Genomic DNA, 20,677 nt, shown 5'->3' on the forward strand with positions numbered 1-20,677 from the left:
ACCGCACCGCCCGCGATCTGTTTCCTAACACCTAACACCTATCACCTAAAACCTTTCTTCTCATGGCAAAGCAAGTATCCGGCGTCGCAAAGTTTCAAGTTCCTGGCGGCCAAGCTACTCCGGCACCGCCGGTTGGTACTTCGTTGGGTAAATTCGGTGTAAACCTTGGACAGTTTGTTCAGGCTTTCAACGATCGAACCAAGGAATACAACGGCACGCCAATTCCGGTCATCGTGACCGTGTACAACGACCGTAGCTTCGAATTCATCACTAAGAGCCCACCTGCTGCATCGCTTTTGAAGCAATCGGCCGGAATCGCCAAGGGCAGTGGCGTGCCAAACAAGACGAAGGTTGCCACAGTGACTCGTGCCCAATGTGCCGAAATCGCCGAAAAGAAGATGGCTGACCTGAATGCGCGGGACATCGATCACGCTGTGTTGATGATCGAAGGCACCGCCCGCAGCATGGGCATTAACGTCGAAGGTTGATGCGGTTGTTCGTCATCGGCGTCGTGTCTCGCTGTGCAATCCACATCGGTCTATGGGGTTTGATGCCGGAAATACTGTTGGTTACGGGCTTGCAAAGGCCCCAGACGCGATTCGCTATTGTTTAGGCCTTGGCTTTTCGCGAAATCGGATGTACTATCTGTCGGTGCCGTGAATTGCGAGAGCAAGTTTGCGGCGTTTTGATCTGATCGGAAATAAGCGAGTAGCGTGAGTCGAGATTTCGATTTGCGTTTTCCGGTCGAGCCAGGTTCTCTAACGAGTTCGGATTCTCTTAAGACTTGGTTCCACGGTGTCGGCATTTTCGCCGCGCTCAATGCTGTTGACCATCGGTTGTGTAAACCGCTCTGGAAGGCCGCCGGCGTCCCCTGAGTGGCGCACCAGATTCTGTGACTTTCTTGTTTGTCCAGAGTAAAAGACTTTAGGCGTTTCCGCGCCGACCCCCGAGTGCGTTCAAGCGAATGCAGGGATGCTTTGCACTTTCGTGCCGCCAATCGTTGCGTTCTTCGCTGCGTATTCGGCGCCGTCTGTCACCAAACGCATCTGTGTCACTGCGATGATTGGGGAATGAGAAACCATCCTTACAGGAAATTGTTGTTGAATCACTTTGAAGAAATCGACCTGATCGCCCCTATTAAGCGGGCACTGGCCGAAGAAAATTACATTACGCCGACGCCAATCCAAGCGCAGACGATCCCAGCCGCGATCACCGGCTGCGATATCTTGGGCTGTGCGCAAACCGGAACTGGCAAGACCGCTGCGTTCGCTTTGCCGATTTTGAATCGGTTGGGCATGCAGAATCGCAAGCCAATTCCGAATCAGCCTGCTGCTTTGATCCTGGCGCCGACGCGTGAGCTGGCTGTGCAGATCGGTGACAGCTTCGACACCTATGGCAAGCACTTGCGAATTCGCACTGCGCTGGTTTACGGTGGCGTGAACCAAAATAACCAGATCCGAGCAATGGATCGTGGCGTCCATGTCTTGGTCGCGACGCCGGGCCGATTGCTGGATTTGATCAATCAAGGTCATATCAATCTAAGTCGCTTGGAAATATTCGTCTTGGACGAAGCCGACCGCATGTTGGATATGGGCTTTTTGCCGGATCTGAAGCGAATCATCAAGGAACTGCCCGACAGCCGCCAATCGTTGTTCTTTTCGGCCACGATGCCGCCAAAGATCGTCGAGCTGTCGCAGCGTCTGTTGCTCAACCCCGTTACCGTGACTGTCAAGCCAAAAAAGTCGACCGCTCAATTGATCGAGCAGCAGGTCGTTTTCTGCGAACGCGGGCAGAAGCAGGATTTGCTGAAGGAAATCGTGCGATCGGATCATGCCGAGCGAGTGATTGTGTTCACTCGCACCAAGCGGGGTGCCAATACGGTTTCCGACAAGCTTGAAAAAGCTGGCATTTCTTCGGCGGCGATCCACGGCAATAAGTCGCAAAATGCTCGTCAGCGGACGCTTGATTCGTTCCGCAAGAACAAGATTCATGTTTTGGTCGCGACTGACGTGGCCGCTCGCGGAATCGACATCGATGGCGTGACGCACGTGATCAACTATGATCTGCCTACCGAACCGGAAAGCTACGTTCACCGCATTGGACGTACCGGACGAGCGGAAGCGTCAGGGATTGCTATTTCATTCTGCACGCACTCTGAACGTGATGATTTGCGAGCAATCGAGTCGCTGATCGGCAAAAAAGTTCCACTTGCCCCTAACCAACCCAAATCAACACCAGGTGGCGAGCGAGAAGAAGATCGTCCGTCGCGTGGACAAGGCCGCGGAGCCGCTCGCGGACGTTCGCGATCAGGAAAGCCTTCGGGCAATTCGAGAGTCAAGTCGGCTGGTTCGACATCGGGTGCCGTTCGGTCAGGTGTCGCAAAGTCGGGCGTCGCAAAGTCATCGGGCTCAAATGTCTCGGCTGCTGTCGTTCCGGTTGCTAGTCGTCCCGCGGCAAAGCGGAAACCTAGTTTTGGTGCTGGAATCATGGAAACGGACGGTAATCGTGCCCGTCGTTCGGGCGGTCCACGCCCCAAGGGTTCCGGACGGAAGCCACGGGCGCCTCAATCCTGAAATTCTCGGTCTTGAGCGGCAAGTTGTGTCTGCTTACCCGAAAAATCCCCAATTTTATTACGCTGACGGAGAATACCCATCGCAAAAAATCAAAACACGTTCGCTAAGCGACAACGCGAGATGGAAAAGAAGTTCAAGGCAAAGGACAAAATTGCCAAACGAGCCGTCCGCAAACTTGCAATCGAAAATGGGACATTCCATGCCCAACCTGAGGATGATTCATCCGAAGATGACGAAGCGAATATGGATGATTAAAAACGATGGCCCCGTTGGCCGACAAATCTGCTAGAATGGAATTCGTTCCATTTAAGAAATTAAGAAAGCGGGACAAGACAACAGCCGAAAGCCGGCTGCCCTTTCCCGCTGTAACCGTTGACCCTGTGCAGTCGAGCGTCGTACGAACGTTTCTTTCGGCGTTGATTGTGCAACTGTTTTGAAGAGTATTGGAAGAGAAGAGATGGCTGAAGGCAAAATCAAGCGTATCACCGACAAAGGTTTCGGATTCATTGAAAATGAAAGCGGAACTGATATGTTTTTCCACAGTTCGTCGCTCGAGGGAGTCGCTTACGACGACCTCCGCGAAGGACAAAAGGTTGAGTACAGTGTTGGCCAAGGTCCTAAGGGCCCACGTGCTGAAAACGTACGCTTGATTGAAGGCTAGAAATAGCCAAACCATGGTCAACCGGCGGGCAATCTGTCCGGCAAGACCATAACCGAGAATTCGCGTCAAAGTCGGTGCTTGCCATCTCTTTGAAAACGGTCTCACTTTCACTCGCGTCATGGATGTCCATGTGATGTGAATTTGATTCCGAAGCTGAAACCGAACACCGCTATCTCGATTTCGAGTTAGCGGTGTTTTTTTATGCGCATGGCTAATCGAGTGTTTCAAAACTGATCTGAACTTTTTTGGCGCAGGCTGCTACCGTCCGATGGAATACCACCACGCACACGCCGAAGGAATCCACGGATGGGACTGCCTTTTTCCGCTCAAACGCAACTCAATTCGATCAAGCAAATCCTAAACACGGTCGCCGATCCGTTGGATCTGAACGTATCGGTTCGACTTTGGAATGGCGAAGTCGTTCCGCTTGGCAATGAAGCCGACGGCAAGCACATCATCGGGTTATCGGGCCCAGGGGTTGTGGGATCGCTGATGCGAAGACCGACGCTTGAAACATTGGTTCGTCTCTACGCGACGGGGCACGTCTCGTTCGAAGGTGGCGATCTGATCGAGTTTTCGGAAGCGCTGCGCACCAAGCGATCTAACCGTAAGCGATTGAAAGAAATCAGCAAGCGGATGCTTGTCACCCGGACATTGCCGTTCATGTTCGCCAAGACACAGGCGACGGATTTGAACCACGGCTACAACGAAGACATCGTGGGGCGTAGCGAAACCAAGCGGGACAATACCGAATACATTCAGTTTCACTACGACGTTGGCAACGACTTCTATCAGTTGTTTCTCGATCCCGAGATGCAGTACACGTGCGGTTACTTCACCAACTGGAACAACTCGCTTGAACAGGCCCAGCAAGACAAGCTGGACATGATCTGCCGCAAGCTTCGCCTCGCACCGGGCGAGCGGATGTTGGACATCGGTTGTGGATGGGGCGGATTGATTTGTCATGCGGCACGCAACTATGGCGTCAAGTCGCACGGCATCACGTTGTCACAGGCACAGCATGATTTCGCGAAAGCCAAAATCGAGCGACTCGGTTTGACCGACCAGGTCAGCGTCGAAATCTGCGACTATGCCGATCACGTCGGCACGTACGACAAGATTTCAAGCATTGGCATGTCCGAACACATTGGCGTGGCGAACTATCCACGTTACTTCAACAAGATCAATTCACTATTGGTTGATCGCGGCGTGATGTTGAATCATGCGATCGCCCGCCGCGCCAAGAAATCCAAACGCGCCGCCGCTCGGATTCGCCCGGAACGCAAGTTCTTGCTGAAGTACATCTTCCCCGGTTCTGAATTGACGCCCGTGGGGATGACGACCGACTTCATGGAAAACAGCGGCTTCGAAATTCACGATGTTGAATCGTGGCGAGAACACTATGCGCTGACGACCAAGTTTTGGTGCCAGCGATTGTCGGCTAATCAAGACGAAGCGATTCGTTTGGTTGGTGCCGAGCGATACCGTTTGTGGGTCGCCTACTTGGCAGGTGCGTCCGGTGGATTCACCAACGGATCAATCAAGTTGTTCCAAGTCGTCGCGACCAAGCGAGCCGGCAAAGGGTTGTCGGGAATGCCGCCAACTCGCGAACACCTGTACCGAGCCGCTTAGTCGTCGACGTTGCTCGTTTCGGTGCTGGCTGACTTTGCTCAGTCATCGGCTGGTGCGCCGTCTTTGATCACGAACTTGGCTTGCAGCCTTGCCACCTCGGTGGCCAGGCCGGCTTGCTTTACGCTGGCAAGCACTTCGGCAAAGTCCTTGTAAGCATCCGGTGCTTCGTCCAGCGGGTACTGCCGGCAATTGCTCATCACGTCGTGCTCGGTCAGGTTGTTGTCGATCGTGTACTGGCTAAGCATCTTCTTGGCCTTCGTTCGGCTCATCCGCCGACCCGCGCCGTGATTGACGCTGAACGCCGAGTGCGACGCACCTGGCTTTGCCACCATCACGCTGGAGCCATCGCGGGGATTTCCGGGCAACAGAATCGGGTGTCCGGTTTCGGCGAATGGCGTGCGAGCGAGTCCGGGATGTCCGGCAGGGAAGGCACGCGTCGCTCCTTTGCGATGTACCCACTGAGTTTGTCCGCCCACGTCTTCGCGGCGTACGATGTTGTGGCTGATGAAGTAGACCAGATTGCCTTGCACGCTTGGGAAAACGTCTCGAAACGCCTCCAGCACCAATTGGTTGATCAGCAAGTGATTGACGGTCGCAAAATTAGCGCCCATCGCCATGTCGCAAAGGTACAGGCGGCCGTTTTCGGAATCAGCTTCGGCGTACACCAGTTGCGAATCACCGGCGGGAAAAGCGAGTCCTTGTTTTTGAAACGAAGATTTCATCGATCCGAATTGACCCATCGCCAGGTCGTGCCCAAGCCCGCGTGAACCACAGTGCGACAAGAACGCGACGTGTCCGTGCTGCAAGCCAAATGACTCTGCGATAGCCCGGTTTTCGGGATCCTGATCGACATGAACGATCTCGGCTTCACCGAAATGATTGCCACCGCCATAGCTGCCCAGTTGTCGGTACTTGCTTTCCAGGCGGTCCAGGCTGTCGCGTTTGCGGCCCATCCATTCCAGTCTCGCCGCAAGCGTGTCCGACGAGCCGTCCGGCGCGGTGTGGAAAGCATCTTCGCATCGACCGGCCCAGTCCTTAGGGATTCCCAGTTTCTTGAGCACGTTCTTCGACGCGCCTTCGGTTGCGACTTGGAAACCGAGTCGACCATCGACGGTGCGGCTCTTGGGAACATGGCGCTGGCCGCGACCGGCGCCCGATGGAACTCGTTTGCCAATCGCTTGGATCAGTTTGCGCCGGACGGTGGGTTCTGCGATTGCGTCGGCCGGAACGTTCGTTTGCAGCAGGCTCATACTGCACTTGATGTCGACACCAACTGGGCCGGGATAAACATGCGTCGGTGAAACCATCACACAGCCCACCGGCGCACCATAGCCGACGTGGGCATCGGGATTCAGAACCACGTCCGAGACGCCCGGTGCCAAGCGACAGTTGATCGCTTGCGTCAGCGTTTGGTCGTCAAACGTTTGGCGAATCGCGTTGTTACCAATCACCCGGATCGGGCTATGGGTATCGCCGACATTCAGTTCGGCGGTCGATTCGCCAGTGATCGTCAGCATTTGGTTGGTCGTGTCCATCGCGACATTAGACCGTGCTTGCGCGGATCAGGTTCACCGGTCCAAAGTGAAATCGCCGAAATCCATCGTGTATAACTCAAACGACTTCTCCCGGCTTCGGGACTCTTGAATCCTCTCAAATTGCTGCATCAACGATGAAACCATCCAAGCTCGAAATCCTTGCCTACGAGGACACGTCGCTTGGACCGCTGTGTTTACGTCGGCGTGAATTGCTTTCGGAACCCGGCACGATCGTGACCGAAGTGACGCTCAATCACGAGTTTCTGATGAGCAGTTACAACACGGACTCGGAACGCGAGATTTCCAGCCGAGCGATCTTTCATCACGGCGGAAGCGGACTCAGCGCGTTGATTGGTGGACTGGGGTTGGGGTACACCGCCGCCGAAATGCTTCGTCACGATCAAGTTGAATCGGTCGAGGTGGTTGAGTTTCTGCAGCCCGTGATTGACTGGATGAATGATGGACTCGTTCCGTTGTCGAGCACCATCAGCGGCGACGAACGTTTGATCGTCACGCGTGGTGACGTCTATGGTCGCTTGATGGATCCACCCGGCACTCTGTTCGACGTGATCGTGATCGACGTCGATCATTCACCCGCCGATACGCTTGATGAAAACGAGCATCCGTTTTATACCGGACCAGGACTGGCAAAAGCGAAGCAACACCTCAGGCCCGGCGGCGTGCTGGCCGTCTGGTCGTATGCCCAAAGCAGTTCCTTTTCTAGCAACCTAGAAAACGCCTTCACCCGAGTCTCCGTAGAACCGATCACCACCGAAAATAAAATGGTAGGTCACCAGCAAACCGATTGGCTGTTCTTTGCCAGCGATCCTGCCGATTTAGAGGCACCGCAACAACGGTAGTCTTGGCAAGATCGGAGTAGCTAAGAAGGCTTTGTTGGTTCATTACTGCCGTTCCACGATCAGCACCGGGGACACACTCGGCTTTGCAAGCTGGTAATCTGGGAGACGTCAGGCTGGCAGTGTTCGCCCAGCTAATCCGTTCGTCTTTGCAATCGCGTGTACTGCTATGTCGCCTTCCATTCGCTTCGTTTTCCTGGTGTCCATGATGGTTGCCGCTTCGGTTTGCGAAAACGCAGATGCGCAAACGGCGACTGCAAAACCAAAAGCAAAGAAGAAACCGCCGACCCTGTTCGCTTGGGTCAATCCGTTGCCAGCGAAGCACCATCCGGCGGTTTCGCACGCGACGTTTGTTAGTCCTTCGATGAAAATCGATGTGGGATACACGATCTTGCTGCCGCCTGGCTACGAAGCCGAAACCACTGCTAGGTTTCCCACACTGTATTACTTGCACGGCGGACGGCCCGGCAGTGAGACGAAATCGCTGGGGTTGGTTCCGCATTGGCATGATGCGATGGCGGGTGGCAAGGTTGCGCCGATGATTGTCGTGATGGTCAATGGCGGTCCGGTTAGCCACTACAACTTGCCAGATAAGCCGATGTCGGCCGGGGCGGACGTGTTCATCAAAGAACTGATCCCTCATATCGATTCGACTTACCGGACCGTTGCTGATCGAGGCGGCCGGGCCATCGAGGGGTTTTCGCAGGGGGGGCGTGGAACCATGCGTTTGTCATTGCGGTATCCCGAATTGTTTTGCAGCGCCGCGCCGGGCGGTGGTGGGTACGAAACTGAAAAGCGCATCAGCCAATCTGGTGGTTTCGAAACTGACACGTTGAAATTTGCCGAAGGCGACAATGTCTGGGATCTTGCGCGGGCATATGCAGCCGAACGCCCCGAGCTAGGCGATCTCAATGCCACAACATCGGAAACCCGCGCCGCAGATTCGAAGCGGCCGTCGGTAGCTTGGGTGATTTACGTAGGGACGAAGGGGTTCAACTACGAAAACAACCTCGAGTACATGCGTTTTCTTGATTCGCTCGGCGTTCCCTACACTCGGCTCGTCGTACCCGACGTGCCTCACTCGGCGGTCGGTATTTACGAGAAGCAAGGTTTGGAAATCATGCGATTTCATGCCGCTAATTTCGCCAGATAGCCGTTTTGTGAAATAAATATTTAGAGAAGTCAACGAAATAAACCTTTGTGCGAGGCTTACGGTTTGAAATCGGGCAATCCAATATGAATGTCGACATCGCGGCGAAATTTCGCGACAATCTCGCCGACTTGCTTCACGATTAGCAAAACTTTCCCTTGCAAGGTGACCGAACGAAGATGCTTGACCAAAAACAGGAATCGAAGCTAGCCAATTCGAACAACAATTTGAGCTCAGAGCTGCTGGCGTCATTGCCGGAGGAGATTCGTCGTCACTTGTATTTCACGCTCGGTCATTTCAGCGATAAGATCGACTCGCACTATTACTACCAAGCGCTTGCCAATGCGATCCGTGATCGTGTGACGACGCATTGGCGAACGACCCGCAAGCGATTCGCGGAAAGCACGAACCGCAAGGTGCATTACTTCTCGTTGGAGTTCTTGTTAGGGCGGTCGCTCAACAATGCGATTCAGAACTTGGGGCTCGACGAAGAGAGTCGCCGAGCGCTTCACGCCTATGGATTGAAGCTGGAAGATATCGAAGAGGCCGAGCCCGATGCTGGACTTGGCAACGGTGGTCTAGGCCGGTTGGCGGCGTGCTTCCTTGACAGTTGCGCAAACTTGGAACTGCCCGTCGTGGGTTACGGAATTCGTTACGAGTTCGGCATGTTCCATCAAACGATCAAAGACGGTCGCCAAGTTGAAGGCCCCGATCACTGGCTTCGTGATGGCAATCCGTGGGAAATTGAGCGTCCCGAGGATACTCGCACGATCAAGTTCTACGGCCACACTCGTCGCGGTTTGGACGAAAATGGCAAGTCGTTCACCAAGTGGGTTGGGACTCATGACCTGTTGGCGGTTCCCTATGACATGCCGATCCCTGGCTACAAGAACGAAACAGTCAACACGCTGCGTTTGTGGAAAGCTGCGGCGACCGACGTGTTTAACTTGGAAGAGTTCAATTCCGGCAACTATCCCGATGCAGTCGTTCAAAAGAACAACGCCGAACAAATTTCGATGGTGTTGTACCCCAACGATGCCAGCGAAAACGGTAAAGAACTACGGCTGAAACAACAGTACTTTCTGGTCTCGTCCAGCTTGCAAGACGTACTTGCGAAATGGGTCGAACAGCACGGCGAGGACTTCACCAAGTTTGGCGAGCTGAACTGTTTTCAGCTGAACGATACTCACCCGGCATCGGCCGTTCCTGAACTGATGCGTCTGTTAATGGATGAGCACGGTTTGTCATGGGACGAGGCTTGGAAGATCACGTCGAACTGCATGGCGTACACGAACCACACGTTGCTGCCCGAAGCACTCGAGCGATGGTCGGTGGGATTGTTCAGCCGATTGTTGCCACGGTTGTTGGAAATCATCTTCGAAATCAACGAACGCTTTTTGGCGGACGTTGCCAAGCAGTATCCCGGCGATATGGAATTGCGTCGGCGAGTGTCGTTGGTCGAAGAAGGCGATCATCCGCACATCCGGATGGCTTATCTATCCATCGTCGGTAGTTTTTCGGTCAACGGTGTGGCTGCCCTGCATACTGAATTGTTGAAGAGTGGTTTGTTCTCGGACTTCTATGCCATGTGGCCCAAGAAGTTCAACAACAAGACCAATGGCGTGACCCAGCGACGTTGGTTGTCACACTGCAACCCGGAACTTCGTGATCTGCTTTACGAAACGATCGGAACCGAATGGGAATCGAATCTCGAGCAAATGAGCAAGCTGTTGCCGCTCGCCGACGACGCGGCTTTCCAAGCGAAGTGGGCCGCGGTCAAGTTAAAGAACAAGAAACGTTTGGCCGATTACGTGCTATCCAATACCGGCGTAACTTTTGACCCCAACGCGATGTTCGATGTCCAAGTCAAACGGATTCACGAATACAAGCGTCAACTGTTAAATGTCTTGCACGTTGTGCATTTGTACGATCGCATTCGTCGTGGCGATACCAGCGGCATGGTGCCACGATGTGTTTTGATTGGCGGCAAGGCGGCCCCTGGCTATCACGTCGCTAAGCTGATCGTCAAATTGATCAACAACGTCGCCAGCGTTGTCAATTCGGATCCGAAGACGAAGGACATGTTGAAGTTGGTGTTCTTCCCCAACTATCGCGTGTCGTCGATGGAAATCATCTGTCCCGGCACTGAATTGTCAGAACAAATTTCGACGGCCGGCAAAGAGGCGTCCGGTACCGGTAACATGAAGTTCATGATGAATGGCGCTCTGACGATCGGAACGCTCGATGGTGCGAACATTGAAATTCGCGAACAAGCCGGCGAAGACAATTTCTTTTTGTTTGGCATGGATGCGGCCGGTGTGGTCGAGGCCAAAAAGAGTTACAACCCTGATGCTATCATTGCGGGTGACGATGACATCCGGCGTGTGATGGAATTGATCGAAGGCGGACACTTCAACGAGGCAGAGCCTGGTATCTTTGAATTGTTGACAAAGGGACTTCGGAATCCACAGGACCAGTGGCTAACCATCGGCGATTTCCGAAGCTACATCGATGCACAAGTCGAAGCAGAAGCAGCATACGCAGATCAAAAGAAGTGGAATCGCATGAGCATCATCAATTCGGCGACGAGCGGATGGTTTTCCAGCGATCGAACGATCCAGCAGTACGCTGACGAAATTTGGAACGCGAAACCATTGCGAGACGGAAAGGCCTAAAACAACGATGCGTTTTCCAAGATCTTCTGGCGTTCTTTGTCACATCACCAGCCTGCCTGGTGAGTTTGGCATCGGCGACCTGGGGCCCGAAGCTTTTGCATTCGTCGATTTTTTGCAAGCTGCCGGCCAAGGCATCTGGCAACTCTTGCCGCTTGTCCCACCATCGGCCTGCAATTCGCCCTACAGTGGGTATTCGGCGTTTGCTGGAAACCCGTTGTTGATCAGTCCGCAGGCGTTGGTCGAGGACGGTTTGTTGGCACCGTCCGACATCAATCCGCCGGACGGTTTGACCGCCGACCCGTCCAAGGTTGATTACGAAGCGGTGATCGCATTCAAGCGATCGGTGCTGCGGAAAGCGTTTGACAATTTTCAAGCAAGCGACCACCCGTTACTGCAAGTGGCGTTGGATCAATTCGTTGCCGGTGCGCCTTGGTTAGACGAGTTCGCACGGTTCGAAGCGTTGATGGATCACTTCGAGCACTCGGATTGGACTCAGTGGCCAATCGAGTTGGTGCGCCGCTTCTCGGATGCGATCGATAGTTGGGACTTGAAACTCAGAACCGAAATTGAGTTTTCTGAGTTTCAGCAGTTCATCTTCGATCGCCAATGGAAACGTTTGAAGAAATACGCCGGCGAGCGCGATGTGCTGATGTACGGCGACATGCCGATCTTTGTGGCACACGACAGTGCGGATGTTTGGGCGAACCAAGACTTGTTTGCGCTCGACATGTTTGGCAAGCCAACGCTGGTTGCTGGCGTTCCGCCGGACTACTTTAGTAAGACAGGCCAGTTGTGGGGCAATCCGCAGTATCGATGGGACGTTCTAGAGTCAACGGACTATTCCTGGTGGACGGCTCGTTTCCGCGGCGCGCTACAGCAATTTGACTTGCTTCGCGTCGACCACTTCCGTGGTTTTGAAGCCTATTGGGAAGTGCCGGCGAAAGCAAAGACTGCGGTCAGCGGTCGCTGGGTGACCGGCCCGGGCGCCAAGCCGTTCAATGCCGCTCGCACTAAATTGGGTGAGTTGCCGATCATTGCCGAGGACTTGGGAATGATCACCGAAGCGGTTCACGAACTTCGCGACGAACTCGGTTTCCCAGGGATGCGAGTTTTTCAGTTCGGTTTTGATAACGAAGACGACGACTTCCACCGCCCGTGTACCTATACCGAACGATCGGTCGCGTACACCGGCACGCATGACAATGATACGTTGATGGGGTGGTACCGAAATCGTCATCCAAATCCCAATGCTCCTGATCCGTTGGATTCGGTCGTTACTGGTGACGAGGACGTTCATTGGCAGATGATCGATTCGGTTTATCAATCGGCTTCTGATACCGCGATCGTTCCAATTCAGGATTTCTTGGGCCTTGGTAATGACGCCCGCATGAATATGCCTGGCGAAGCGAACGGCAATTGGGCGTGGCGTTTCCAGTCGGGCGTGCTGACGGACGAAATCGCAAGCCGTATGCGAGCGATGACGGAATCGAGCAACCGGATGGCCAAGCAACCGGCGGCTACCTGATTGGCCGGCGGCTAGACCGCTTGGCCAAACATCACGCTGAGCCCGGTCATCAATCGGTGCCAGTCGTTGATCAGTTCGGCAACGTCGAATGACCCGGCGTCGGATCGGCCTTCGCCGCGGGTGCTGATTTTGATTTGGCTGTCCATCGTCAATAACGCCTCCATCGTTAGGTGGGCGCGGCGATCGTTCTCGCACAGTTCCATGTCGCTGTAGATCCAAATGTGGTCGCCCATGACATGGTCGACTAACTTTGTCGCGGCTTCAAATGCGTTCTCAGCGGCGATCACGATCGAACGAGTACCCGATTGAGCGTAGAATTTGGACATCTTAAAACTTTCCGTGTTTGTGAGATTCGGGGGGCGGAGACTGTCGCGATCAAGGTTGTTTCCAAGCACCGTTTGCTTGCCCTCGACAGGAATCATGATCGGGGTGACCATTGACACGTCTGGTCCAGAGCCGACCAAGCTGGATAAAACCCTTTTAGAAACACGTTTTTTGCTCGGGAGAACCCTCGTTTGATCATCTGGATTGATGCTGATGCAGCGCCAACTGACGTCAAAGAGATCGTTTTTCGGGCGTCCAAACGGTTGGGAATCGAAACCGTTTTGGTGGCCAATCGGCCGGTAACCGCAGCGCCGGGCTACGCGAACGTCCGCAGTGTCACGGTCCGCGAAGGGGCTGACGAAGCCGACCGGTACATCGTCATCACTTCCGACCCCGGTGACTTGGCGATCACGGCGGATGTGCCGCTGGCTGGTCTATTGGTCGAAAAGGGATTGTTCGTGATCGATCCGCGCGGCGAAGAGTACTCGCACGATACAATCGCGTCTCGCTTGTCCATTCGAAACTTCATGGACGACCTGCGCGGCGAAGGGATGACCGTCGGATACACGTCGCCGTACAGTCCGAGCGACAAGAAGGCGTTTGCATCGACCTTTGATCGATTGCTGACCAAGGCCATTCGCAAGGCCGAGCGCAAACAAGCGACCGAAACAAAGCCCAGCGAATGAACCAAACCGACGCAAAAACGCAAGCCGAAGAAGACGCCGAAGATCGCCTCGCAACGGCGTACCACGAAGCCGGCCATGCCGTGATGGCAATTCTGTTGGACCGGCCGATCCAGAAAGTGACGATTGAGCCTGCCAAAATGATTGCTGGTGGTCTGCGACTGGGCGCTTGCCAGTTGCAAAAGAAACGGGCCCGAGGTTCGCATGATTGGCTAGAAGATGAAGTCTTGATTCTGTTTGCCGGCATGGTGGCAGAATCCCACTTCACAGGAAAATACTGCGTCGTGGGTGCGTCGGACGACCTGCGTTCGATCAACCGGTTGATACGATCACGCCCGGGCAGCGAACGACAACTGCAACGAATCCAAAGACGCTTTCTTGACAAAGCCGAGCATATTTTGCGAGATGATGGCCATGCGGCGGCAGTCCGGATGATCGCGGATGAACTTGTTGAAAAAACAACCATCAGTGGTCGTGCCGTACGACACTTTTTAGACCAAGCGATCAAACAAGCACCCTGAGAAATCACCATGGCCACGAAGAAATCAGCCGACATGAATTTGGTCGCCGTTACCGCTGCGATCGCCAGCGAGATTGGGGCAAACCCGAAACAGGTAGCCGCAGCGATCGAGTTGCTGCAGGACGGCAACACGATCCCGTTCATCGCCCGCTATCGCAAAGAAGTGACCGGCGGTCTGGACGAGATCGCGTTGCGAGCGATCGAGGACTTGTTGGAAAAAGCAACGGCGCTAGCGGCACGCAAGGCAACCGTGCTGAACACGATTGACGGTCTAGGATTGTTGACCGCGGCGCTGTCCAAACAAATTGAATCCTGCGAAGACCTAACGACACTCGAGGCTATCTATCTGCCGTTCAAACCCAAACGTCGTACGCGCGCCACGATTGCAAAAGAACGCGGCCTGCAACCGCTAGCCGATCTGTTGCTTAGCCAAAAGAAAATCGGCCAATCGAAAAACGATGTGCTTGCCAAGTTCATCGACGCGGCCAAGGAAGTTCCGGATGCCGAGGCTGCGTTGCAAGGTGCGATGGACATCGTTGCCGAAGCTTGGTCCGAAGATGTTGAAATCAAGACTTGGATGAACGACCAGGCAAGCAGGCATGGGCGAATCACGTCGCAAGTCAAACGTGGCAAAAAAGACGCTGCGGCCGAGAAGTTTGAACTGTACACCGATCATCAAGAGTCGGCGTCACGGATTCCCTCGCACCGCTTGCTGGCGATGCTGCGTGGCGAAGCCGAAGGCATGTTGAAAGTCGGCGTTGCCTTGGACGATGACGATATGCTGCGCCGAGTCAAGCCAAAGCTGATTCACAACCGTGACTTTGAATTCCACGACGCGCTGGTGAAAGCGGCTGAAGACTGTTACACGCGTTTGCTGTTGCCGGCGACGGGAAACACAGTGCTGCAGTCGCTGAAAGAAAAGGCCGACGAGGAAGCGATCAACGTGTTCGGCAAGAACCTACGAGAACTATTGATGGCCGCGCCCGCGGGGCCCCGTGTCACGATCGGAATTGATCCTGGATTTCGCACCGGTTGCAAGGTCGCAGTAATCGATGCGACGGGCAAGTACTTGGCCAATCGCACGATCTATCCGACCGCGCCAAAGAACGACACCGAGGGCGCGTCGAAGACGCTGATGGAAATGATCCAGAAGCATGGCGTGGAATTGATCGCCATCGGCAACGGTACTGCGTCGCGAGAAACTGATGCTTTTGTGGGTGAGGTGATTAAGAAAAACAAGTTGCCAATCACCAAGGTCATGGTCAGCGAAGCTGGCGCGTCGATCTATTCGGCGAGCGAACTTGCTGGCAAAGAGTTTCCCGATTTGGACATCACGGTACGAGGCGCGATTAGCATCGCCCGTCGGCTGCAAGATCCATTGGCGGAACTGGTCAAGTCGGATCCGAAATCGATCGGTGTGGGGCAATACCAACACGATGTCAACCAAACGAAGTTGCGAAAGTGTTTGGATCGGACCGTCGAATCGTGTGTGAACCAGGTTGGCGTTGATTTGAACATGGCCAGCGTCCCATTGTTGTCGCATGTCGCCGGGATTGGTCCCAAGCTTGCCGAGAACATTGTCGAGTACCGTGACGCCAACGGTCGGTTCCGCAATCGCAGCGAATTGACCAAGGTCGCCAAGCTGGGCAAAAAAGCGTTTGAGCAAGCGGCTGGATTTCTGCGGATTCGAGGCGGCGACCAGCCACTGGATGAATCGGCGGTTCACCCCGAGTGTTATTCGGTCGTATCGACGATGGCTAAAAAACTGGGCGCCGATGCAAAATCGCTGGTTGGGAACGCGACGCTTAGTCAAAAGATTCGTCCCGAAGATTTTGTCAACGATCGTTTCGGTGTCCCGACCATCACGGACATCATCAGTGAACTTGCCAAGCCAGGTCGCGATCCGCGCAGCGAGTTCCGTGCGGTCAAGTTTGACGACAAGGTCAACGACATGAAGGATCTAAAGAACGGGATGATCTTGGAAGGTGTGATCACCAACGTGACTCACTTTGGCGCCTTCGTCGATTTAGGCGTTCATCAAGATGGTCTGATTCATATTTCACAACTCGCTGACAAGTACGTCAGTGACCCCAGCGACGTGGTTGCGGTCGGCGACGTGGTGAAGGTGAAGGTCATGGAGGTGGACATGGCTCGCAAACGAATTGCAGTGACTCGCAAGTTCTAGTCGAGTCAAACAATTAACGAATCTGATTCATCGCCTGGTGGTGATGCCGATTGTGCGGATTGTCCGTGCGGTTTGCTACACGACGCAGGCGATTTCTTTTCACTCTTTCGAGGTTTTTATGGATCCTCGATTCGGGGTTGCCGAGCGCTCCTGGGCTGACGCCGGCTGCAGAAAAAATCGAACCAACGGTACAATCGCTACCACCGAAGGGGGAATGATTCGATTTTCAGTGGTGAACGGCTGTTTCGCGGTTTCGGTGGTCTAGGATCTTGATGACGTGTGGGTAGACCTTGCGGAGAGTGCAGTTTTTGCAGTCTTCGATACATTGCCTTGCCCCGTAATTTATCAACACTGCCTACGGGAAATTGACTGTGAATCGGATCGTTAAGTTTGTATGGACGTCGGCGATGGTGCTGACGACGGCTGGTGTGTCATACGCCGGTGACTGCGGCTGTTCGTCTTGCCTCGGTGGTAGCGGAGCCTGTAGCGGTGGCATCGGAATGTCATCCGATAGTGGAATGATCATCGACGGTTCATCGATGGGTGGTTCGTCAGTGGTGTCGGGCGATGCCTGTGCACCGACGGTTAGCTATGAACCTCGAACCGTGACACGTTCACAGTACGTGACGGAAACACGCGAAGTGCCGTACACCACGCACCAACGCGAAACTCGCACTCGCATGCGAACGGTTACTAAACGAGTCGCCCGCGTTGAAACTCGCCAACAAACTTACACCGTCAATGTTCCTACGACTCAGACTCGTACCGAGAACTACGACGTTCAGATTTCGGTCCCGTACACCGAAGAAGTGCCCTACACGGTTCAAGTCCCCGTGACGACTCAGGTCGCTCAGCCCTATCAAGTCTCGGTGCCTTACACCGAACAAGTCGCTCAGACGTACACCGTTCAAGTACCTCGCACCGAACAAGTCGAACAGAGTTACGCCGTTAGCGTTCCTTATACTGAAACGCAAACGCAAGACTACACCGTCAGCGTTCCGTACACTGAACAAGTCGAACAGGCCTACACCGTTCAGATTCCGGTTCGACGGACTCGCGAAGAAACGTACACCGTTGCGGTTCCTTACACCGATCAAATCGAGCAGTCGTACACGGTTCAGGTTCCGGTAACTTCAAGCCGAACCGAAACGTATCAAGTTTCCGTTCCCTACACCGAAACTTTGACGCAAACCTACAGCGTTCAAGTTCCCTACACTGAAACAGCGACGCAAGTCTACGACGTTCAAGTTCCTTACACCGAAACGATCGAGCAACCTTACACCGTAACGGTTCCTTTCACCGAACAAGTCTCGCAAAACTATAGCGTGCAAGTTCCTTACACCGAGCATGTGGCCCAGAACTACCAAGTTCAAGTTCCTGAGACGCAAACTCACACTGCTTACCGAACGATCAAGCATTGCGTTCCTGTAACGACGATGAAGACCGTCACGCGTGACATGGGCAGCTATCAATGTGTTGCGACGGTAGTCGCTGCAACGCCCGTCGCACCCGTCAAGTCGTGCTTGTCGCGCGGGCGTGGTTTGATCGGTGGATTGCTGAGCGGACTGGGGTGTGGGTGCAGCAATTGCTGTGCTGATCCTTGTGCTGACCCATGTGCCGATCCTTGTGCAAGCGGTGTCGTTGGCGATGCCTGTTGTCCGACGATCGTTTATCGCAAAGTCTACGTTCCAAACCTGGTTTGCGAACAAGTTCCAGTGACGACCTACCAAACGCAAACGTCGCAAGAGCCTTACACCTACACGACGACTAGCTACACCTGCGAAACTCGTACTCGTATGGTTCCTGTGACTCGCTGTCGTACCGAAATCCGTACTCGCACGATCAACGTGACGAAGTACAACACGGAAACTCGCAGTCGTTCGATTCCGGTCACTCGCTGCCGAACCGAACAACGCACTCGCCAGTACAACGTGACCAAGTACCGCACCGAAACTCGCAGTCGCGAAGTTCCAGTGACACGGACTCGTTTGGAAACTCGTACTCGCGAAGTTCCTGTAGTGACGATGAACACCGAAACCCGCAGTCGCATGGTTCCGGTCGCACGTACTCGTACCGAAACGCGTACTCGTACGATCCCTTACACCGAGTTCACCACCGAAAGCCGAACTCGCATGGTTCCGGTTCAACGCTTTCGTCAAGAAACACGGACTCGTCAGTATCAAGTCACCAAGTGCCGCACCGAGACTCGCTCGCGTATGGTTCCCGTGACGACAATGTCGACCGAGACACGTACTCGTATGGTTCCCGTTACTCGTTCTCGTTTGGAAACCCGCACTCGCATGGTTCCGCATACGACGATGACGACCGAAACGCGTACTCGTACCGTTAATCGCACTCGTACCGAAACTCAAACTCGAAGTCGCCAAGTCAACTTCACGGTTTGTGTTCCTGAGCAACGCGTCCGCAACTACAACGTCACCGTCTATGACAACGTGACCGAGCAGATTCCGGAAACATACACCGTTTGCGTGCCGGTTCAAGCAAGTCGCACCGTCCAAGTTCGCGTTTGCCGACCCGTGACCGAAACGATTCAAGTTCCGGTTTACAGCTACGGCAGTTCGATGATGTCGTCCGGCCCTGCCATCGAAAGCGAAAGCTTTGGCGGTTCGGGGTTTGGCGAATCGATCATCAGCGAAGGCAGCCACAGCCACGGTGCTGTGATGGAAACGGGGGCTGGTTGCACCAACTGCAACTAGTTTCCCAGTAAAGCTCAATTCTCCGCGTCTTGTTGACGTTGGAAAAAACGAAAGCCTCGGCGTCGCAAGATGCCGAGGCTTTTCCGTCGGATAGTACAGCTTACTTCTTACGATACGCTTCGCGGTCCTTCGCGTAGGTAGCCGCATCCGGTATCTCGACGGTATCCGGATTGGCTTCTTCCATCAATCGTTTCAGCAGCGGTCGGCACCACCCACAGCCCGTGCCAGCGCCGTAGCAATCCGACAGTTGGCTGGCCACGGTCGGTCGGTTGACGCGAATGTACTGAATCACTTTGCGCCGCGAGACGTGAAAGCAGAGGCACAATTCTTGGTCTTCACTGTTCATCCGCTTGCGCCGTCGGTGATCAGCCACGTTGCGATGCGGCACGCGTCTAAATAGTCGGCAATCATCAACCGTTCGTCAGCCGTGTGGATGTTGCTTTGTCCGCATCCCAAGGTGACCGCTTCGATGCCGTGCAGGAATAACCAGTTTGCGTCGAGTCCACCGTTGGAAACTTCTGTGAACGGCGTGCGGCCAAAGTGCCGCACGGCAACCATGGCGGCTTCGATCGAAGGATGATCGTCGGCGAGTTTGAATGAGTCGTAGTCAACGTTGGAATCGAATTCGACACTGCCGGGACGTCCATCATCCGTCGTGACGGCGGCGGCGGCCCGTTCGAATGCTTCACGGATTTCACGAACGATTCGAGTTCGCATTTCGGAATCGTGGCTTCGTGCTTCGGCTCGCAAGGTGACTTCGGGGGTGATCACGTTGGTGGCTTCGCCGCCTTGAATCAGGCCAACGTTTGCCGTGCCGACGCCGCAATCTTGAACGACTTTGCCCAGCCAGCCGCGCGCGTCCAGGTCGGCGATCGCTCTGGCAGCCATCACGATCGTGCTAGCACCCTTTTCAGGTGCTACTCCGGCGTGCGATGGAATGCCAGTCAGCTTGATGGACATCCGCTCGCCGCCGATCGCGCCGATGGTCAGTTTCTCAACCGAGCCGCCATCGAAATTGAAGGCGCGGTCGACTTTGCCGATGATGGCCTTGTCGATGTTCTTGGCGCCGTGCAGACCAATTTCTTCTTGAATCAAGAAACTGATCACCGCGGGCGGGAAGTTTTCGTCGCCACGCGCCATTCGCTCGATGATCGCGGTCATGATCGCACTACAACCGGCACGGTCGTCGGCTCCCAGGCCAGTCGCGACGCTGCTGCGGACCTCGTCTCCATCGATCACCGGTTGGCTGCCAACGCAGATGGGAACGGTATCCATGTGAGCGGAAAGCAGCGTTCGGGTGCCGTCCCCGTTGCCGGGAAGCGTCACAATCAGATTGCCACAGTCACCGGGTAGTTTGGTTCGCGTGTTGGCGTCGTCGAACTGGATTTGCGACGCATCGACGCCAGCATCCTGCAACCGTTTGACGATTGCAGCAGCAACGGCCCCCTCTTGGCCGCTTTTGCCGGGGATCTGGGTGATGGCCATAAATCGATCCAGAGCGGCCTGGGCGTCGATTTCGTTGGGTTTCGCAGCTTCGTTCTTTGGGTTGGGCACGTTACACTCGGTGAGAACAGGTGATGTGACAATTGCTTGCTCAATCATCACCGTTTCCCGCCGCTATCTCAACACCGCCAAATTTC

The 20,677-nt window shown here is 54.6% G+C and carries 18 protein-coding genes; 13 read left to right on the forward strand and 5 right to left on the reverse strand.

From position 1 onward, the window contains the following. The first annotated feature begins 62 nt into the window (after positions 1-62). Complete coding sequence (gene rplK, locus Poly59_RS19940) at positions 63-488, forward strand: 50S ribosomal protein L11 (RefSeq protein ID WP_146535840.1); 426 nt, start codon at positions 63-65, stop codon at positions 486-488. Positions 489-956: 468 nt separating this feature from the next. On the opposite strand, the gene Poly59_RS30435 is transcribed toward rplK, so the two are convergent. Continuing rightward, positions 957-1,082, reverse strand: a complete 126-nt coding sequence (locus Poly59_RS30435; protein ID WP_261343509.1) for a hypothetical protein — start codon at positions 1,080-1,082, stop codon at positions 957-959. A gap of 18 nt (positions 1,083-1,100) precedes the next feature. On the opposite strand from Poly59_RS30435, the gene Poly59_RS19945 reads away from it, so the two are divergent. From Poly59_RS19945 to Poly59_RS19955, 4 genes are all read left to right on the forward strand, one after another. Next, positions 1,101-2,573: a DEAD/DEAH box helicase gene (locus Poly59_RS19945; protein ID WP_146535841.1), complete on the forward strand. Its 1,473-nt coding sequence runs from the start codon at positions 1,101-1,103 to the stop codon at positions 2,571-2,573. 120 nt (positions 2,574-2,693) lie between these two features. Next, positions 2,694-2,828, forward strand: coding sequence for a hypothetical protein (locus tag Poly59_RS30440; RefSeq protein WP_261343510.1), 135 nt, complete (start codon positions 2,694-2,696; stop codon positions 2,826-2,828). 202 nt (positions 2,829-3,030) lie between these two features. Next, entirely contained in the window at positions 3,031-3,234 is a 204-nt protein-coding gene (locus Poly59_RS19950) for a cold-shock protein (RefSeq protein WP_145173941.1), read from the forward strand. A 306-nt stretch (positions 3,235-3,540) separates the two neighbouring features. Beyond that, positions 3,541-4,866: an SAM-dependent methyltransferase gene (locus Poly59_RS19955; RefSeq protein WP_146535842.1), complete on the forward strand. Its 1,326-nt coding sequence runs from the start codon at positions 3,541-3,543 to the stop codon at positions 4,864-4,866. Positions 4,867-4,904: 38 nt separating this feature from the next. Here Poly59_RS19955 and Poly59_RS19960 read toward each other — a convergent pair whose 3' ends face one another. Beyond that, a complete protein-coding gene (locus Poly59_RS19960) occupies positions 4,905-6,401 on the reverse strand; it encodes an RtcB family protein (protein WP_146535843.1) in 1,497 nt (498 codons plus the stop codon). A 134-nt stretch (positions 6,402-6,535) separates the two neighbouring features. On the opposite strand from Poly59_RS19960, the gene Poly59_RS19965 reads away from it, so the two are divergent. The 4 genes from Poly59_RS19965 (at position 6,536) to malQ (ending at position 12,608) form a co-directional block, all read left to right on the forward strand. Further along, positions 6,536-7,261: a spermine/spermidine synthase domain-containing protein gene (locus Poly59_RS19965; RefSeq protein WP_146535844.1), complete on the forward strand. Its 726-nt coding sequence runs from the start codon at positions 6,536-6,538 to the stop codon at positions 7,259-7,261. Between the two features lie 202 nt (positions 7,262-7,463). Continuing rightward, entirely contained in the window at positions 7,464-8,411 is a 948-nt protein-coding gene (locus tag Poly59_RS19970) for an alpha/beta hydrolase (protein WP_390621507.1), read from the forward strand. 176 nt (positions 8,412-8,587) lie between these two features. Further along, a complete protein-coding gene (locus tag Poly59_RS19975; RefSeq protein ID WP_146535846.1) occupies positions 8,588-11,083 on the forward strand; it encodes a glycogen/starch/alpha-glucan phosphorylase in 2,496 nt (831 codons plus the stop codon). A 7-nt stretch (positions 11,084-11,090) separates the two neighbouring features. Then, positions 11,091-12,608: a 4-alpha-glucanotransferase gene (malQ, locus tag Poly59_RS19980; RefSeq protein WP_146535847.1), complete on the forward strand. Its 1,518-nt coding sequence runs from the start codon at positions 11,091-11,093 to the stop codon at positions 12,606-12,608. 11 nt (positions 12,609-12,619) lie between these two features. Here the strand turns inward: malQ and Poly59_RS19985 are convergent, their stop codons facing one another. Then, positions 12,620-12,934: a hypothetical protein gene (locus Poly59_RS19985; protein ID WP_146535848.1), complete on the reverse strand. Its 315-nt coding sequence runs from the start codon at positions 12,932-12,934 to the stop codon at positions 12,620-12,622. Positions 12,935-13,123: 189 nt separating this feature from the next. Between Poly59_RS19985 and Poly59_RS19990 the strand changes: the two genes are divergently transcribed. The 4 genes from Poly59_RS19990 to Poly59_RS20005 all read left to right on the forward strand — a co-directional run bounded on the left by Poly59_RS19990 (position 13,124) and on the right by Poly59_RS20005 (position 19,037). Then, positions 13,124-13,618: a YaiI/YqxD family protein gene (locus Poly59_RS19990; RefSeq protein WP_146535849.1), complete on the forward strand. Its 495-nt coding sequence runs from the start codon at positions 13,124-13,126 to the stop codon at positions 13,616-13,618. Then, entirely contained in the window at positions 13,615-14,136 is a 522-nt protein-coding gene (locus Poly59_RS19995; protein ID WP_146535850.1) for an ATP-dependent metallopeptidase FtsH/Yme1/Tma family protein, read from the forward strand. Before Poly59_RS19990 ends, Poly59_RS19995 begins: the two co-directional genes overlap by 4 nt. 9 nt (positions 14,137-14,145) lie before the next feature. Next, positions 14,146-16,320, forward strand: a complete 2,175-nt coding sequence (locus Poly59_RS20000) for a Tex family protein (RefSeq protein WP_146535851.1) — start codon at positions 14,146-14,148, stop codon at positions 16,318-16,320. Positions 16,321-16,820: 500 nt separating this feature from the next. Further along, positions 16,821-19,037 carry a hypothetical protein gene (locus tag Poly59_RS20005; protein ID WP_456238992.1) on the forward strand — a complete coding sequence of 739 codons (2,217 nt, stop codon included), beginning with the start codon at positions 16,821-16,823 and terminating at the stop codon, positions 19,035-19,037. 100 nt (positions 19,038-19,137) lie between these two features. On the opposite strand, the gene Poly59_RS20010 is transcribed toward Poly59_RS20005, so the two are convergent. Both Poly59_RS20010 and Poly59_RS20015 read right to left on the reverse strand, forming a co-directional pair. Continuing rightward, positions 19,138-19,383 carry a (2Fe-2S)-binding protein gene (locus Poly59_RS20010; protein ID WP_146536114.1) on the reverse strand — a complete coding sequence of 82 codons (246 nt, stop codon included), beginning with the start codon at positions 19,381-19,383 and terminating at the stop codon, positions 19,138-19,140. Further along, a complete protein-coding gene (locus Poly59_RS20015) occupies positions 19,380-20,639 on the reverse strand; it encodes a M20/M25/M40 family metallo-hydrolase (RefSeq protein WP_146535852.1) in 1,260 nt (419 codons plus the stop codon). Before Poly59_RS20015 ends, Poly59_RS20010 begins: the two co-directional genes overlap by 4 nt. Between the last annotated feature and the right edge of the window lie 38 nt (positions 20,640-20,677).

The sequence above is a fragment of the Rubripirellula reticaptiva genome (assembly GCF_007860175.1).
Classification (GTDB): domain Bacteria; phylum Planctomycetota; class Planctomycetia; order Pirellulales; family Pirellulaceae; genus Rubripirellula; species Rubripirellula reticaptiva.